This window comes from Duganella phyllosphaerae, assembly GCF_001758785.1.
GTDB lineage: Bacteria > Pseudomonadota > Gammaproteobacteria > Burkholderiales > Burkholderiaceae_D > Rugamonas > Rugamonas phyllosphaerae.
The window spans coordinates 1-17149 of record NZ_LROM01000072.1 but is presented as its reverse complement, the minus strand read 5'-3'; the positions used below and the strand labels follow the sequence as shown (position 1 = coordinate 17149).

13 protein-coding genes are annotated in these 17149 nt (G+C 59.4%); 8 read left to right on the top strand and 5 right to left on the bottom strand.

Annotated features, from left to right (window positions below; genetic code table 11):
- Nucleotides 1-168: 168 nt before the first annotated feature.
- The 4 genes from DUPY_RS09170 to DUPY_RS09155 all read left to right on the top strand — a co-directional run bounded on the left by DUPY_RS09170 (nucleotide 169) and on the right by DUPY_RS09155 (nucleotide 5479).
- Nucleotides 169-1749, top strand: a complete 1581-nt coding sequence (locus DUPY_RS09170; RefSeq protein WP_071651611.1) for a phytoene desaturase family protein — start codon at nucleotides 169-171, stop codon at nucleotides 1747-1749.
- 56 nt (nucleotides 1750-1805) lie between these two features.
- Entirely contained in the window at nucleotides 1806-3392 is a 1587-nt protein-coding gene (locus DUPY_RS09165) for a phytoene desaturase family protein (RefSeq protein WP_070247622.1), read from the top strand.
- Between the two features lie 71 nt (nucleotides 3393-3463).
- Nucleotides 3464-4546, top strand: a complete 1083-nt coding sequence (locus DUPY_RS09160) for a porin (protein ID WP_070247526.1) — start codon at nucleotides 3464-3466, stop codon at nucleotides 4544-4546.
- Nucleotides 4547-4684: 138 nt separating this feature from the next.
- Nucleotides 4685-5479, top strand: coding sequence for a cyclase family protein (locus DUPY_RS09155; protein WP_371851768.1), 795 nt, complete (start codon nucleotides 4685-4687; stop codon nucleotides 5477-5479).
- Nucleotides 5480-5659: 180 nt separating this feature from the next.
- Here the strand turns inward: DUPY_RS09155 and DUPY_RS09150 are convergent, their stop codons facing one another.
- The 5 genes from DUPY_RS09150 to DUPY_RS09130 all read right to left on the bottom strand — a co-directional run bounded on the left by DUPY_RS09150 (nucleotide 5660) and on the right by DUPY_RS09130 (nucleotide 11783).
- Nucleotides 5660-6061: a hypothetical protein gene (locus DUPY_RS09150; RefSeq protein WP_070247524.1), complete on the bottom strand. Its 402-nt coding sequence runs from the start codon at nucleotides 6059-6061 to the stop codon at nucleotides 5660-5662.
- Nucleotides 6048-6503 carry a hypothetical protein gene (locus tag DUPY_RS09145; protein ID WP_070247621.1) on the bottom strand — a complete coding sequence of 152 codons (456 nt, stop codon included), beginning with the start codon at nucleotides 6501-6503 and terminating at the stop codon, nucleotides 6048-6050. Before DUPY_RS09145 ends, DUPY_RS09150 begins: the two co-directional genes overlap by 14 nt.
- A 37-nt stretch (nucleotides 6504-6540) precedes the next feature.
- The gene (locus tag DUPY_RS09140) at nucleotides 6541-8850 is read right to left on the bottom strand and encodes a TonB-dependent siderophore receptor (protein WP_070247620.1); all 2310 of its coding nucleotides are present in this window, start codon (nucleotides 8848-8850) and stop codon (nucleotides 6541-6543) included.
- 261 nt (nucleotides 8851-9111) lie between these two features.
- Nucleotides 9112-9963 carry an AraC family transcriptional regulator gene (locus tag DUPY_RS09135; protein ID WP_070247523.1) on the bottom strand — a complete coding sequence of 284 codons (852 nt, stop codon included), beginning with the start codon at nucleotides 9961-9963 and terminating at the stop codon, nucleotides 9112-9114.
- A gap of 279 nt (nucleotides 9964-10242) precedes the next feature.
- A protein-coding gene (locus DUPY_RS09130) for an IS3 family transposase (protein WP_371851767.1) occupies nucleotides 10243-11783 on the bottom strand; the annotation gives its coding sequence in 2 pieces (ribosomal slippage) (nucleotides 10243-11327 and nucleotides 11327-11783; 1542 coding nt in all).
- Nucleotides 11784-11898: 115 nt separating this feature from the next.
- On the opposite strand from DUPY_RS09130, the gene DUPY_RS09120 reads away from it, so the two are divergent.
- The 4 genes from DUPY_RS09120 to DUPY_RS09115 all read left to right on the top strand — a co-directional run bounded on the left by DUPY_RS09120 (nucleotide 11899) and on the right by DUPY_RS09115 (nucleotide 17054).
- Entirely contained in the window at nucleotides 11899-14766 is a 2868-nt protein-coding gene (locus DUPY_RS09120; RefSeq protein WP_070247521.1) for a hemagglutinin repeat-containing protein, read from the top strand.
- A gap of 164 nt (nucleotides 14767-14930) precedes the next feature.
- Nucleotides 14931-15692, top strand: coding sequence for a hypothetical protein (locus DUPY_RS27865; protein WP_141749483.1), 762 nt, complete (start codon nucleotides 14931-14933; stop codon nucleotides 15690-15692).
- A gap of 193 nt (nucleotides 15693-15885) precedes the next feature.
- Entirely contained in the window at nucleotides 15886-16344 is a 459-nt protein-coding gene (locus tag DUPY_RS27860; protein ID WP_141749482.1) for a hypothetical protein, read from the top strand.
- Nucleotides 16341-17054 (top strand): hypothetical protein, encoded by a 714-nt coding sequence (locus DUPY_RS09115; RefSeq protein ID WP_141749481.1) that lies wholly within the window; start codon nucleotides 16341-16343, stop codon nucleotides 17052-17054. The genes DUPY_RS27860 and DUPY_RS09115 overlap by 4 nt, the downstream gene beginning before the upstream one ends.
- Nucleotides 17055-17149: the final 95 nt, after the last annotated feature.

Genomic DNA, 17149 nt, shown 5'->3' with positions numbered 1-17149 from the left:
AGCTCCCATGCGCCATATTTATTCTGAAGATATTAATAATCTATTGGACTGATATGTTGCCACTTAATAATATCTATATGCGGTACATGCAATGAATACTTTCACGCCGTAGCGCGGCGGCCAGTTACAACCATAAGCGGCCCCTGGAGGCTGCACAGGAGACTTATCTTGGAAGAAGTAGACTATGTGATCGTCGGGACCGGCATCAACGCGCTGGTGGCAGCCGCCATGCTGGCCAGGCAAGGCCAGCGCGTTGCGCTGTACGAACGCAACGACCGCATCGGCGGCTGCATACGCAGCGAGGAGATGATCGCGCCGGGCTACATCCACGACGTGATGGCGACCACCTTTGCGCTGTTCATCACCTCGCCTGCCTATGCCGAACTGGGCCCCGACCTGGAGCGGCGCGGCCTGCGCTTCGCGCACACGCAGACGCCGACCGGGGCGCTGATGCCGGACGGCCGCTACACCATCCTGTCGACCCGGCGCGACCAGAACATCGCCCGCATGGAGGCGCTGGCGCCGGGCGACGGCACCCGCTGGGGCCAGGAAATGGGCAAGCTCGACAGGGATGCGCCGTTCCTGTTTGCACTGCTGGGTGGCCCGCTGTGGTCGTTCGCTACGTTGCGACTGCTGGCGCGCCAGGCCTGGCGGCGCGGGCCGCGCGGACTGGTTGCGTTCTTCGGTGAGGCGCTCGGCACGGTGCGCGGCTGGCTCGACGCACGCTTCCAGTCCGACCTGGTCAAGGCGCTGCTGGCGCCGTGGGTGTTGCACGCCGGGCTCACGCCGGAGAGCGCATTCTCGGCGCAGATGGCCAAGGTCATCGTCTACGCGGTGGAGGGCGCCGGCGCGCCGGTGGTCTGCGGCGGCGCGCAGCAATTCCTGCTGGCCTTCGAAAAACTGATCGGCGACCACGGCGGCGCGATCCATCTGAACGCCGACGTCGCCTCGGTGCTGTTGGACGGCAAGGGCAACGCGCGCGGCCTCACGCTGGCCGACGGCCGTACCGTGCGCGCCCGCAAGGGCGTCATCTGCGGCGTCACCCCGGCACAGTTGTACGGGCGGCTGCTGACGCCCGACCTGGTCGCCCCCGCAGTGGCCGAGGCCACCGCAGCTTACCGCCTTGGCAAGGGCTGTATGCAAATCCACTATGCGCTGTCCGCTGCACCGGCGTGGTCTGCGGCGGAACTGGGCCAGGTGGCGCTGATCCACATCAGCGGCGGCATCGACAGCGTATCGAAGGCGTGCAATGAGGCCGAACGGGGCATGTTGCCGGCTGAACCGACGATTTGCCTCGGCCAGCCCAGCGTGGTGGACCCGAGCCGCTGCCCGCCGGGCGGCGCGATCCTGTGGCTGCAACTGCTCGAAATGCCGCACCGCATAGTGGGCGACGCCAAGGGTGAACTGGCGGTGCCCGAAGATGGCGCCTGGGGCACCCGCATCACGGAAGAGTATGCCGACCGGGTCGAGCAGATCCTGTGCCGGCATCTGCCTGGCTTCCGCGCGACGGTAATCGGCCGCAAGGTGTACTCGCCGGCCGACCTGGCGGCCTTCAATGTCAACCTGGTCGACGGCGACCCTTACGGCGGCGCCTGCGACCTCGACCAGTTCCTCGTGTGGCGGCCGTTCCCCGGCACGGTCAACCACCGTACCCATATACCCGGGCTGTACCACATTGGCGCCTCGACCCATCCCGGTCCGGGCTTGAGCGGCAGCTCGGGCTATCTGCTGGCCAAGGCGCTGCGTTGAACGCCGATCCGCTCAACGATCCACTCAACGTTTCGATCAACCACGAGGAGTGTCCCATGCAGGTTCAACACCACGACTATGATGCAGTGGTGGTCGGGGCCGGGATCAATGGGCTGGCTGCGGCGCTGCACCTCGCCACCAAGGGGTGGCGCGTGCTGGTGCTGGAAAAAAGCGACATGGCCGGTGGCGCCGTGAAGACGCGCGAGCTGACCTTGCCGGGTTTTCGACACGACCTCTACGCCATGAACCTGAGCATGTTCGCCGGTTCGCCATTCTTCGCCGAACACCAGCAACTGCTGGTGGCGCACGGGCTGCGCCTGTGCCCCGCCGAGCGCACTTTCGCCAGCGCATTTCCGGACGGCCGCTGGCTTGGCGTCGAACGCGACCTGGAGGCGACTGCCGGCCGCATCGAGGCCTTGAGCGCCACGGATGCCCGCCGCTGGCGCCAACTGGCGGCCGCCTTCGGCGCGGACGCGCCGCCGCTGTTCCAGCTGCTGGCCGCGCCGATGCCCTCGCTGGCGCTGCTGCGCGTGCTGTGGCGTGCCTGGCGCGACCGGGGTACGGCCTGGGTCGCAGGCATGGTGCGGCTGCTGACCCTGTCGCCGCGGACCTGGCTGGACCGGCACTTTGAAAACGATCAGCTCAAGACGACCCTGGCGGTGTGGGGCATGCACCTGGACTTTCCGCCCGACATGGCCGGCGGCGCCTTGTTTCCCTACCTTGAAGCGATGGCTTGCCAGAGCGCCGGCATGGTCATCGGGCAGGGTGGGGCGGACACGGTGATCGAGGCGATGCTGTCGGCCTTGCGGGCACTCGGCGGCGACGTGCTGCTCGGTACCGAGGCGCGCGAGATCCTGACGCAGGACGGTCGCGCCTGCGGTGTACTGCTGGCGGACGGACGGCGCATGCTCGCGCGCCGCGCCGTCATCGCCAATCTCGGCCCGAAAGTGCTGTACGGCGCGCTGCTGAAGTCCCCCAACGCCGCCGCCCGGCGCCAGCGTGCAAAGTTCCGCCATGGGCCCGGCACGATGATGATCCACCTGGCGCTGGACGCCTTGCCGCAATGGCGTGCCGGCGCGGAGCTGCAGCAGTACGCCTACGTCCACCTGGCGCCGTCGATGGCGGCGATGACGGCCGCCTACGCCGAGGCCATCGACGGCCTGCTGCCGCGCGTGCCGGTCATCGTGGTCGGGCAAGCGAGCGCCATCGATCCTACGCGCGCACCACCGGGCAAGCACGTACTCTGGATACAGGTGCGGGTGCTGCCTGCAACGGTGCGCGGCGACGCCGCCGGGGAGATCGCCGGCAGGCAGTGGGACGATATCAAGGAAGCCTATGCCGACCGGGTGCTGGCGCTGCTCGAGACCTATGCGCCGGGCCTGTCGCGAAACGTGCTGGCGCGGGCGGTGCTGTCGCCGCAAGACCTGGAACGCGACAATCCGAACCTGGTGGGCGGCGACAGCCTGGGCGGCAGCCACCACCTCGACCAGAACATGCTGTTCCGCCCGGCCTTCGGCTACTCGCGCTACCGCACCCCCGTCGCCGACCTGTACATGGTCGGCGCCTCCACCTGGCCCGGTGCCGGCACCGGCGCCGGTTCCGGCTTCCTGTGCGCCAAGTTGCTAACGCACAAACAACGCTAGGAGAGTTGACACGATGAACTGAAGACGCAGGAAGCGCTGAAAAAAATAATATCAATTTACCTGGAGGAGTAATGAAGAATTCAAGCGTAGTAGCAGCTTGCCTGGCACTGTGCGGCGTGGCGCAGGCGCAGAGCAACGTGAACATTTACGGTGTCATCGACACTGGTGTGAGCCACGTGTCTAACATCGGGGGCAACTCCAACACCACGCTGGCGACCGGCGTGTTGTCGCCGAATCTGATTGGCTTCACCGGCAGGGAAGACCTGGGCGGCGGCCTGTCCGCCGTCTTCAAGCTGGAAAACCAGTTCGCCGCCGACGACGGCCAATCCGTGGGCGGCCTGTTTTCCCACCAGGCCTATGTCGGCTTGCAGAGCCAGCAATGGGGTTCCATCAAGGCGGGCAGCCAGTCCGACTTCATGTTTACCGAACTGGCGCTGAAGCGCTACGGACCGATGTTCCGCTTCATCTCGCTGCAAAACCTGCGCCAGGGGCCGTTCAATGCGCTTGGCATACCGAACGTGCCGGGCGGCTCGTTCGACTTCGACCGCGTCGGCGACGCCCAGCATCTCGCCAACGCGGTGCGCTATGACAGTCCGGCGCTCGGTAACCTCAGCTTCGGCATGCTGTACGCCTTCGGCGAGCAGGCCGGCGGCGGTTCGCGCAGCGGCGCCAAGAGTGCAGGCGCCAGCTACAGCACTGGCGCGCTGAGCCTGAACGCGGCCTATACCGATGTGAAATACGCCAGCATCAACGGCGGCAGTGACGGCATCCGCAACTGGGGTGCAGGCGGGCGCTACGATGTCGGTAGCGGGGTCTCGCTCGACGCGCTCTACACCAACACCAAGAACACGTTGAGCGGCGCCGAGATCGACGCCATCGAGGCCGGGGCGCTGTTCCCGGTGGCGGCCGCGCTCAACGTCGTCGCGGCGTACACGTATATGAAAGGGAATGCGGCGCTGTCGGACAACAAGGCGCACCAGTTCAATCTCACGCTGCACCAGACGCTGTCGAAACGCACCGCCCTGTATCTGGCGGCGGTGTACCAGAAGGCCGACGGCGGCGCCTCGGCCAAGGCTTGGCTGCCGATTGCCGGCGGCGAATCCTCGACCGGCACGCAATCTATCTTCCGGCTGGGCCTGCAGCACGGTTTCTAGTACGCGGTGAGGGCGCCGGCGGCAGCGCGGGCCGGCCCCGATCCACTTTCTGGCGTCAGGCCGATGCCCGGCCTGGCGCATTTCAATAGCCTGTATATTGAGCAAGTAGAGCAAGTAGAGCAAGTTAACTCTTAGGAGATGAAATTGAGCGCACAAGACATGATGAATTTCGCCAAATCGCTGGCGTCCGGAGCGATCCGCGTGGTCGACCTGACGCAACCGCTGCACGCCAGCACGCCGACCCTGCCGCTGCCGCTGGAACTGGGGCAATCCTGGCCATTCCGCATGGAGGAAATTTCGAAGTACGACGACCGTGGCCCGGCCTGGTACTGGAATAATTTCGCCTGCGGCGAGCACACCGGCACCCACTTCGACGCCCCGATACACTGGGTAACGGGCAAGGACTTGCCGGAAAACGCGACTGACACCATTTCACCGCAGAAATTCATCGCGCCTGCCTGCGTCATCGACGTCGTCCGTGAAGCATCGGCCAACCACGATTTCCTGCTGACCAAGGAGCATGTGCTGGCCTGGGAAGAGCAACATGGACGCATTCCGGCCGGCTCCTGGGTGCTGATGCGCTCCGATTGGAGCAAACGCAGCATGGACAAGGACTTCCTCAATTTGCATGAAGACGGTTGCCACGTTCCCGGACCGCACCCCGACCTGGTGACCTTCCTGGTCGAAGAGCGCGACGTGATCGGCTGGGGGACAGAAGGGGTGGGCACCGACGCCGGCCAGGCCTTTGCGTTCTCGCCACCGTTTCCGTGCCACGCCGGCATGCACGGCTCGAACCGTTTCGGCCTGGCCAGCCTGATTAATCTCGACCAGTTGCCTCCGACCGGTGCCATCGTGATCGCGGCGCCGCTGAAGATCGTCAACGGCTCGGGCAGCCCCTGCCGAGCGCTGGCGCTGGTATCGGTCGCTAGCTGACGCTGCGGGGCATGGTTACGGCATTGCTGCGGGCGGGCCCGCAGCAATGCCCTGTTACGTGGTAGCGCACGTTGTGCCGCAAGCTCGTGGTGCCGCTACACGCGCCAGTCTTCCACGCGCAGCCCCGGCACACGGTCAAATTCTCGCTGATTACGGGAACTCGTAAGCCAGCTTTGGATATCAATGAGATGATTTTCCATCCTTTGCGAGCAGATCTCCTGCCATCTCCATTGCTTGCTCACGTGAATCAGCAAGAACTAGAGGGTAGCCCCAGAACTTGGCAAAAACCACCGCAAACGCCTTGAAACCAAGACGTTTGGCCGCGTTGGGTTCGATCATGATCGTTGCCAGCACCAGCTTTCGCAATTGAACCTTGTGCTTTTTCATCCAGAGCGCGCTGCGTTTCTTTTCTTCCGGCGAGTGCTCATGGTCTTCGGCAGGAACGGTATCGGTCAAGATGACGAAAGGCTCGCCGCGCTGCAAATTGGCCTCGAACTCGTCGAAGTCCTTTTGGTGATCATGTCCTGGTTCTTGCGTAAAATTCATCCAGACCAAGGGGAAGTTGGAACTATTGATAGACATGATTATTGCCTTTACTGTTGATGCGACGCCAGGTGGCCGCGATGGAGAACACGCCGGGTAACGTGATGAAGAATACTGCCGAGAAGGCAATGTGCCAGCCGTCGCGCAAGCCATCGGCGATCCCCCCCATGGTATTGAGGACGACCATCAAACTGCCAAGGACCAGGACAACCCACAGGGCCGTTCGGGTTCCGATCAATGCGACGAGTACCGTGACGATCCAGCAACCATAGAACGCGGAAAACATCCACAGTATGTCGGGTTCGAACGTAATCGCCGGTGTCGCGCCATGCGCCCTCACGAAGTCGTTTACATAGAAGAACAATTGGAAGGTTACAAACAGCACGGCGCCGGCCGCTGTCGTCAACCAGAACAAGGCCACCTTGTTCGGGTTGTGCATGGCCAGGTCCTGGGTGGGGCTGATGGGGGTCTGAACGGGCATGGGAACTTTCTCGATAATCAATGGATGTATGGGCAAATCAATACCTGTAGTTCAGCGTCACCATCACGTTGCGTGGTGCGCCATAACTGACGGTGTCGAAATCGCCCTTCTGGAGCGCGTACTTCTTGTCGAACAAATTGTTGAGGTTGACGGCCAGGCTGGTCTTCTGCGTGATGGCGTATTGCCCCGTCAGTGATCCCAGCGCATAAGAACCTTGTTCCCCGCCCAGCGAACTGGTGCCAGTGTTGGGCGCCTGGTAAAAGCGGCTTTGCCATTTGACGCCGCCACCGAGCGACAACTTGCGCCACCCGCCGGGCAACTGCCAGGTGGTGAAAAGCTGGGCCGTGGTACGCGGTATTTGCGCATTCAAACGGGCGCCGTCGCCGTCTTGCGCGGTGAAGTGGGCGATACCGGCGTAGATGTTCCAGTTACGCGCCAGCTGGCCCTGCAAGTCCAGTTCGATCCCGCGCGACTTCGTCCCATCCGCGCCTTGATAGGCCTGGGCGCCGGCTGGCGTAGTGGTTCCGGCGACCATCTGTGCCGCGTTGTCCAACGCGGTCTCGAAAAGGGCTACCGAGGCGTTTAGGCGCCCGTCCAGGTACGCGCCTTTGAGGCCGATTTCTGCGGTTTTTCCGTTTGACGGCGTCAGCACGTTGCCCTTGCTGTCCCGATAGTCGGTTTGCGGATTGAAGATGCCGGTGTAGCTGGCGTAGGCCGAATAGGTCTTGTCGATGTCGTAGACCACGCCGGCATACGGTGTGAATTTCCCGTTCTTTTTGTAGTTCAACGACGTGCCTCCGGCGGCGTCGTCGATTTCAACATTGCTGAAGCGGCCGCCGACGATGAGTTTCAAAGGCTCGGCCAGCGAGAACCGGGCTGCGCTATAGATACCACTCTGCTTGATTCTGGTGCGGGTCGGTATCGACGCCATGGCATCGAAGTCAGGGCGGGGATAGGCCGGACTCAGGTCATAGACATTGACCGGGATAAAGCCCAGAGAGAACGGCGCGGCATCCTGGTTGGCCATGCGGCGCGAACTCGTCGCCCCCACCACCAGGTCATGCTGGCGGCCCAACAGTTCGAAAGGGCCGCTCGCCATCAGGTCAACGGTGTTCTGACGGCTGCGACCTTCGAACGCGAGTGCCACCGGATAAGCCCCGTTGGGAAAAGTGCCCAATCCCGTGGCGCGATCGGGGCGGCCGATCAGGCCTAGCAGTTCGGCATCGTATTGCGTGCGGTACTGGTTAGCGACGGCCCGGAAGTTCCAGCCGTTGTTGAAGCGGTGCTCGATCCCGGCAAACGCCGTCTTGAGGTTGTTGTTCCAATGGCTCCAGTCCTGCGCGTAGTCCTTGGAGCGTGCATACTGCGCCTGCGTGCCATCACTGAACCATAGAGGTAGACCTCCCCAGGTGGAGCCCTTCGGCGTGATGTCCTGGTGGTCGTAGCCCAGGCTCACCGTCGTGCCTGGTGTCAGGTCCGCCTCGACGATTCCGTAGAACGCCTTCCTCTGCGGCTTGTAGCCGTCGATGTACGAGTGTCCGTCCTGGTACGTTCCCACCATGCGCGCGCGGATGCGGCCGTCCTCGGTCAACGGCGTCGAGATGTCGCCCATGCCACGGTAGGTGTCCCAACTCCCGGCACCAAGTGAGGCCGCTCCCGCGAACTCACGGCTCGGCCGTTTGCGCACCAGGTTGATGGCGGCCGACGGATTGCCGGTACCGGTCAGCAAACCGGAGCCGCCGCGCACGACCTCGACACGATCATAGAACGCCGTATCGAGAGAACCGATGCCGCTACCGTTGACGATGTCGCCGACCACGGTGGGGATGCCGTCGTACTGTACGTTGTTGATCAAGAAACCACGCGAATAGAAACTCGTCCGGTCGCTGTCAGATTGGGTCGACGAGACGCCCGTGGTGTTGTCCAGCACGCCCTGCACCGAATTCAATTGCTGGTCGTCCATGCGCTGGCGCGTGATCACCGTTACCGACTGCGGTGTCTCGCGCAGCGACAGCGGCAGGTGCGTTGCCGCCGCCGTCTGGGCCGTGGTGTAGGAGCCGGTACCTTCGGTGGTCGCCGACTCCATGCGCCCCGTTACGGTGATGGCCGGCAAGGCCACCTCCTGTTGAGACGTCTCCTCTGCCCTGGTTTGTATCTGCGTTGACTCGGCGGCGAATGCGCCCTGTCCACCAAGGAGAACTGCCGCCGCAAATGCCGAGCCCATCACGGTGCGGGGCGCGTTCCAGATGGCGCCCTTGGACCAGCCGTCGAGATGATGATAGAAGGCGGCGTCTGCGCGCCTATCGATTGACCAACGGAACTTCCCAGCAACAGTGATGATTAACATGAACAAGACTCATTTGCATTTAGATGGGATATTAAACGATGTAGTCAGGGTCAGGTAATAGTGAAATTTGGCCAGAATGTTATTCGATTCGGCCAATCTCGATAATTCCCGGCACAATGGCCGTATTGCGTAATATTTTGACTTGATATCACAACACGGCAGGCTGCCAACGTGGGTAGGCTGCGCTCAGCCCAGCGTGCCTGCTAGGACAGCGGGCGCTAGACGGCAGTGGGCGCTCCGGCTCAGGACCGCCTGGCCAGCCTAGATTGAGTTGTCATCGGGGAGTATGATGCCAGGCACGGGAGCAAGCTCCCCGCCACTGATGCGGTCCGAAAGGTATCGCGCTGGAGGTTTGCCCACCGCCTTGCGGAACATGGTGACGAACCCGCTGGCGTTTTCATATCCCAGCTCCAACGCCACCGTTTGCACGCTGTCTCCCCTGGTCAAACATTGCAGCGCAAGAATCACGTGCAACTGCCGACGCCAGCGCCCGAAGCTCATTCCAATTTCGTGCAACAGAAGACGGCTCATGCTTCGCTCGCTCATGCCAATGCGAGTAGCCCAATCGGCCCTCGAAGTTTTGTCCTTGGGTTCGGCCAGCATCATTTCTGCGAGGTGTCGCAAGCGCGGATCGCGCGGCATGGGCAAATGCAAGTCTTCCACCGGCGCCGCCACCAATTCATCAAGCAATACGGCAACAAGCCGGTCTTCCGGCCCTCCCAGTGCGTATAACTCAGGAATACCGGCCACCTTCATCAGCAACTCGCGTAGCAATGGCGATACTGAAATAGTGCAACAGCTTTGCGGAAGATCCGGCGCTGCGTCAGGTTCGACGAACAGACAATAGATTTCCGTTTCACCGGCCCCCCGTGCCGAGTGCGGCAAGTCTCCCGGTATCCAGACCGCGCACTGCGGCGGCACGATCCAGACGCCGTCTTCGATTTCGCAGTTGAGGATGCCGCGCGCGGAGTAGATCAGCTGCGCCTTGCGATGCTGATGCCTTGCATTTTCCCAATTTTTTGTTACCGATGTGGCACTCAAAGCCATAACAGGACGCGAGACGGTGTCGATGTCCCTGGGCACAGTTAGACCGGTAATGGCAATGCTCGACATGATGTGTAGAGCCTCACAGGTAAGGTGAGGCGATGGCCTGATTGCGAAATATTATGTCAAACCTACTCAACAGCGTCCAGCTCTCATGTCGGAGACTCTCGAATTAGCGATAATCAACCTCAGGGCGGCTCCGTAGTTTTATTCTTCCTCAATAAAACCGGTCGCAGCGAACTTGGCGACAACGCAAGCAATTGAATTGAACGCAGAACCGGTACGTGTCAAGGCAGTTGTCGCATAAAGCTGTTTTAGAATGCGTCGGTTTGTCCTTTCCTCAGCGGGTCATGCGGCGCGACGCTGGTCAAGTTTGGACGGCGGATTGAGCCAAACCTCGTCAGCCACCTGCCACGCGCGTGGCGGCCGTTTCCAGCGTAACGGATGGCGCTCCCGCGCCTGCGCGTAGACCTCCCGCCGCGGCCGCAGAACGACATCGGCAACGCCGCTGTGGCGCTGTTCTGGCGTCACGAACGACAGGCCGCTATGCAAATGCTCGCCGTTGTACCACGTGACAAATTTCAGCACCCATTGCCGCGCCCGTTCGATGTCCTCGAAGCCATTCGGCGGATAGCCTGGCGTGTACTTGCAAGTGCGGAACCAGGCTTCGATATGGGCGTTGTCGTCCGAGACGCCGGGGCGGCTATGCGAAGGCGTGATGCCCAGCGTCTCCAGCTTGGACTTGAGCGTATGCGCCTTTTGCGCCGCGCCATTGTCGGCGTGCAGCACCAGCGGCTTGTTGTGGGGGCGGTGTTCGCGCCAGCAAGCCCGCTCCATCAACGCGGCCGCCTCGTCGCCGCCCTCGCGCGCATGCACCTCCCAGGCGACCAGCTTGCGGCTGAACAGGTCGATGACGGCGTACAGATAGAAGAACATGCCGCGCACCTGGCTGGGCAAATAGGTCACGTCCCAGCTCCACACCTCGTTGGGGCCGTGGGCCACATGGCGCTGCGGCTCGGTGATCTGCGGCGCCTTGGCCCTGCCGCGATGCTGCTGCTCCTGTGCCGCGCGCAGTATCCGATAGAACGACGACTCGGACGCCAGATAGGTTCCCTCGTCGGCCGGACGCGGCACGATTTGTGCCGGAGGCAAGTCCGCGAAGCGCGCCTCGTGGCAGACGTCGAGCACGCGCTGGCGCTCCTGCTCGCTCAGCTTGTGCGCCGGTGCCGGTCGGGCCGCAGCCGGTCTCGCATCGGCTCGGACCTCACCTGTGCGGCGCCAGCGCTCGACGGTGCGCGCACTCAAGCCCAGTTCGGCACAAGCCAAACCAAGAGGGGCGCCATTCTGGCAGGCTTGCTCAATATCGGCGACCAACTCCTGGCGCTGCGGCAACGCAATCATGCGTCCTCGCCGTCGGTCCACAGCGCTTCGTACTTTCGGGACAGCACCAGCAGTGCCGCTGTCTCGGCCAATGCCTTCTCCTTGCGGCGCAAATCCCTTTCCAGCTCGCGGATGCGCTTCTTGTCCGTCGCGCGTTCGGTGGCGCCAGTGCGGTTCTGTCCAGCCGACAAAGCCGTGTGGACTTCAGTGCGCCAGCGTTCCAACTGTTCCACCAGCAATCCCTTGCGACGGCAGTACGCCGCCAATTCTGCCTCGTTCAGCGGGGCCGCTTCCAGAACCACTGCGAACTTGTCGGCGGAACTCCATTGCTCAGGATTTTGTCCATCGCCAGGCACCGCGCGGCCTTGCTCGCGTGCCTGCTTGCGCCACAGGTAGAGCGTGGCCTCCGGCACTCCGGTTAGCTGCGCCACTGCGGCCACAGGCTTGTTATGCGGTGCACTCATTTGGCTGAGCGCGTGCTCTTTCTTCTCGTTGGTGTATTTTGTCATCGTCAAATCCATCGCCCCAGGGCAGATTAGAACTCCAATTGCTGGAGGCGACAACTATTTTGACAGAGGGGGGCTGGCCCGCAGCACGGTCGGGGCAATCGGCGGTGACCTGACCTTGAGCGCCCATAATGCGCTCAAGGTCAGCGGCAGCGACGTGATGGCAGGCGCTGACCTCAACCTCGCCGGTCGCAGCGTGCTGATCGATCCGGGCCAGGACGACGTCAAGGGCAAGTACGAGACGCGCATGGCCCAGACCGGCTTTACTGCCGCAGTGGGCGGCAGCGTGGTCGGTGCGATCCAGACCATGCAATCGATGAGCTCCGCAGCGGGCAATGCCAAGGATGGACGCGTGACCGCCATGGCGGCAGCCACTGCCGCGATGGCTGCCAAGAACGCGTATAAGGACGTGGCAGGCAAGGACGCCAGTCCCAGCATCAGCGTCAGCCTGACCTACGGCCACTTGGAGAGCAAGCAGACCCAGACCACGGAAAACCTGACCCATAGTGGCAGCGTCTTAAACGGAAATAACATCAACATCACCGCCACGGGCGGCGGTCAAGACAGCAACATCAACATCATCGGGAGCGAACTGCACGCGGCAAAGTCGGTCCGTCTGCAAGCGGACAACAACATCAATCTGCTGGCCGCGCAGGACACGGAAAGCCAGCACAGCAAGAGTTCGAGCACGAGCGCCTCGGCTGGCGTCGCGGCGACCGTGAGCACGAGCGGCACCTCGTTCGGCATCACGGCCAGCGTCGGTGCGAGCAAAGGGCATGAAGACGGCAGCGGCACCAGCCAACTCAACACCCACGTCAACGCGGGCGACAAGCTCGAGCTCATCAGCGGCGGCGACACGACCATCAAGGGCGCCGTGGCCAGCGCCAACCAGGTGATCGCGACAGTCAATGGCAATCTGAACCTGGAAAGCTTGCAGGACCTGGCCAGGTTCGACAGCAAAAACCAGAGCGTCTCCGCCAGCGGGACCGTGGGCTTCGGGGCGAGCGTGAGCGGCAGTTACAGCCAGAGCAATATCCACAACGACTACGCCAGCGTGCAGGAACAAAGCGGCATCCGGGCCGGCGACGGCGGTTTCCAGATCGCCGTGGGCGGCAACACCGACCTCAAGGGTGCTGTCATCAGCAGCACCGGCGCGGGCAAGCAGGGCAGCAGCCTGACCACGGGCACGCTGACCACCAGCGACATCGCCAACCACGCTGTTTCCGCAGGCAGCAGCATGGGCGTGTCGGGAGGTTACTCGGTGGCAGGCAAGGGCACCCAGGACAAGAACCAGACCAATGTCGGCGGCAAGGGCGGCGCCACCGGCGGCATGCCTGCGATGGCGGCAGTGAACGAGAACGACAGCAGTTCCACGCGCAGCGGCATTGGCGGTGGTGCGGTGGTCATCACCGACGATGCCGCGCAGCGCGCGCTGGCCGGCAAGGGCGCGGCTGACAGCGTCGCGGGTCTGAACCGCGAGGTGACGACGGGCGTCGACAGCAGCGGCAAGATCGCCAACAACCTCGACAAGCAGGCGATGCAGGCGACGATGGAGGTGACCAAAGCCTTTGCACAAGCTGCGGCATTCGAGATCGGCGAGTACGCGCAGAGCAAGCTGGACGACGCCGATAAATTGGAGCGAAACGCGCGTGCGGAGACCGACCCAGGGAAAAAAGAAGAACTGCTTCGTGAAAGCGAACAGCTGAGAGAAGACTGGAAAGAGGACGGTGCTGCTCGCGTCGCTCTGCATACGGCCGTGGGCGCGCTTGCCGGTGGAACTAGCGGAGCGCTGGGCGCTGGCGCGGCGGCGCTATCGACGGACACCATCGCCAAAAAACTGAACGAACTCGACATCCCTGAGACTTTACGTGACGCACTCACCCTGGGAGCAGGTGCTGCTGTCGGCGCCATGGTCGGAGGGGAGGCCGGGGCGAAAAGCGCCGCCAATGAGGTCGGAAATAACTACCTTAAGCACAAAGGAGTGGGCACAAAAAAATCCGAGCAGGAGATGCTGAAGATCGCGACAGAGGAATGCCTCGCATCTGGCGCTGGCTCGCAAGCTTGCGCAACGCGCACCTCATTGCTGCAACTTTCCGCCGTACGGGACCAGGCGATCACAGCCGCGTGCTCGGGTGGACCAAGCGCTGATTGTAGCGCTGCAGTCAGCGGCGCAACTGCTGAGGGATATCAGGTGCTGTTCACCAAGGAGCGAAAGGCATCTGTATCTTTAACCTCGGATCCGACGTGGAGTTTGCCTCCAAATTATCGTGCGGATTCTTTTGAACAAGTGACGGCTGCCAGTGCATTAGACGCAGGTAAGCTTGCTGCAGAAAACGCCGTCATAGGAAAAGTCCTGGGGGTGGTTGCCTCAGGAACGAAGTATCTTACGTCAACCGCATCTTCGCTATTCAAGACTACCGATCAAGTCTTCCCGATGCTGAACGGCGAGGTCATAAGCGCTGAGGGAACGATACTAGCCCGTCAAAATATCTCTACTGGAGCATATGAGGCTGTCTCGACTCCGTTGACGCTACCGGGTGTAAAAACGCTGGAGGACTTGTATAGTAGCGTGCCAAATGTTTCGCTCTACACATACACAAACTCCACCGTTAAATCGGCGGCGGCGGGAGGTACAGCGCCAATAGTTGTTGCAGGTGTGGAAATGGACAGCCGACTGCCTGTTCCTGTGGCAGGGTATGATTATGCTCCCAAGATGGGCAGCCCTCTTTCCGATAACCGGTATTGGTCGGGGTGGGTCGGCTATCAGTCAGAATTGAATTTGGCCAATGATATCGCGAGAACCCCAAATCAGGTTGTTGTAAAATATGGAGCAGGAGACGGTACTAATGGTGCGGATATCATCTCGGTTGACACAGCTAATGCGACTGTTACGCTTTGGGATTCAAAATTTCGCAGTGCAAAAAGAATTATTGATGAATCTTCAACGTTTGCTAATATTAAGTCCAGAAACACTGCGTTGGCATAAGCTATCGATTATTTGAAGAATTCTAATCTTTCACCAAAAATTAAAGATGACGCAATAAGAAATTTGGAGTCGGGTAATTTTAAGGCTAATACCGTCGGCTTTGGGGATGTAAAGAATTCCGCTCCTGCAACATATTGCAATAATAAAAAATGTTAAGGTGAAATATGATTTTTAATTACTCTGTAAGTTCTCATTATGCTTCTGAAACGTTAGCTTTTCTTTCGGAAACAAAATATTCGAAAAATAGACCTATGGGAAACGTTTCACTGTTGCAACTCCATCGAATAGTTGGTTTGTGTCTAATTGGAATGGATAAAGAAGTTAAGGGTCTGTTGCCGGACAGGCTTTTATGGATCGAAACCGCTATTGATGAGCAGGAGGAGTTTGGAGGTAATATTGATTATCATTTAATGGAGCTTCACTCTTCGGCGGCTGTTTACTCCTGGATGATCACGTCAAAAATTGATAGTCCTCATTGGCATTTTGCTAGAATTCATAATGAGATTGCCGCCAAAGGTAAAAATGTATATTCTAAGAATGATTTGTCAACTGAGCGGATAGACGAGTACATGCTTTACTGTTATTTTGCTGGTGAATATAATTTGGCAATAATAGAATTTGAGAAAATTAAAAAGTTATCGGGCTCTGATATAAAGATTTTATTCCCGCGTGATCTGGTCTACGCACTTTGTCTTCATAAAGCAGCCAGGACGATTCCGGGCAATGAAATTCTTTCTGCCGGACGTAAAGTTATGAGGAGATATCTTCAATCCAAGTGGATCGGTGCTGGGAGAGCAGGATATGCAGCAATGTGGTTAAGTCTGTTGTATGGGGTATTTCAGCCTGAACTCAGCCCTAGGGAGGTGATCCTTAAAGCTTACGACGATATGCCAAAAGTTGAGCGGCCAGCCTTCGTTAATGAATGAGCACATCAAGCCGATCTTGGGGTTGATCTAGCCGACTCATGAACTTTTTTTGGCAGTGTGTTGTGCCAGATTACCGGCCTCGGAAAACGAACTTAAGGTGATTTCTGCGAGGGGGGCAAGGGTAAGGTACGCCTTTTGAAGCTGAAGGCCACCTTTAAAAACCTCAATTTTCACCAAAATTAAGCGCAAGTCATTGATTCGCATAGCGCCGTTTTTTGGAAAAGCAAGTTATTCGAAGTGCCCTTATGTCGAAGAGGGGCCCAAAGGAAAGCCTGCGGCGCAGGACTTTCAGGCGGGGACCAATAGTGAATTCTCTGATTTAGCGACAGGAAAAGGCGCGGTTCCGGCCTTGCGCTACACTAACTCGAATGAAAAAGGCCTCAATTTTGTGAAGTTTGACGGAATTGAGGCGGGGGCGGATGGCTCATCTGTTATGCAAATTGATGCGAAGACAAAGTTGGCCATTTGGAGTCCTTCAGCGGAAGAGTCAGTCTTGAAAACTTTGAGGTGTTTAAAATCTTCCATAGAGCAGAATCCCGGGAATAAAGTCGTGTATGATTTTCCAAGCGAGAAAGTGGCCTTGCAAGCTAGAGAATTCATTGAAGTTAATGGTTTTGATGATATTGTTACTACCAAGGTAAGAAATCCATGATTTCAGCAGATATAGAGTTAAGGTTTTTTGCGCGTCCTGACAAAACTGTTTCCATAGATCAGCGTCATGCTGAAATCATGGAAAGGATGTCCAGGGTTGGTGCTCCTTTAGGATTGGCGGGTATTGAGCTTCCAGTTGCTCCGAGTTGCGGAGACGGAGTGATTGCTACCTATGGCATTAAATTTCCCATCAAAGGGCTCCGATTTGTGGGTGACTATAAATATCGCGGTGCTCGATATATATATGAGGACAGAGCCTCCTATGACGAACACATGCGCTTCGGATTTAAGTCATCGAACAAGGTCATCGATTACAGGGAGGTTGTGAACGAGCACTTTCCAAAGGTGGCTGAGGCATTTAAGGGGTATAAGGCAAACGTAGTCTACAATCTATATGGTTTTTATTATCAAGGTGGATTGAATGATGAGAATCCGGTTTATAATGGGTTGCGTGAGGATAAAAATCTAAATATTGATGGACGCAACAATATTTATACGCTCTATCCTGCCCAGTTCTGGGATGCAGAACTTTGTCAGCGTGCTCTAGGTTACGGGCCCGACGAAGTGATTTCACGGCTGCAAGGTAACTGTCGAATGGCGGTGCGATTGCTGGATGGGGTCTATGTCGTTCTTAATGATGACCCGCACCTGTCCTATGAAGATTTTGTTCAAATGAATGAGCACATCAAGCCGATCTTGGGGCTGATCTAGCCGGCTCATGAAAGACTTCTTTGGCAGTGTGTTGTGCCAGGGTAATCCCCCCTGCAAATGATCGCCATCAGAAGTAGAATTTTCTCAATTAGTTT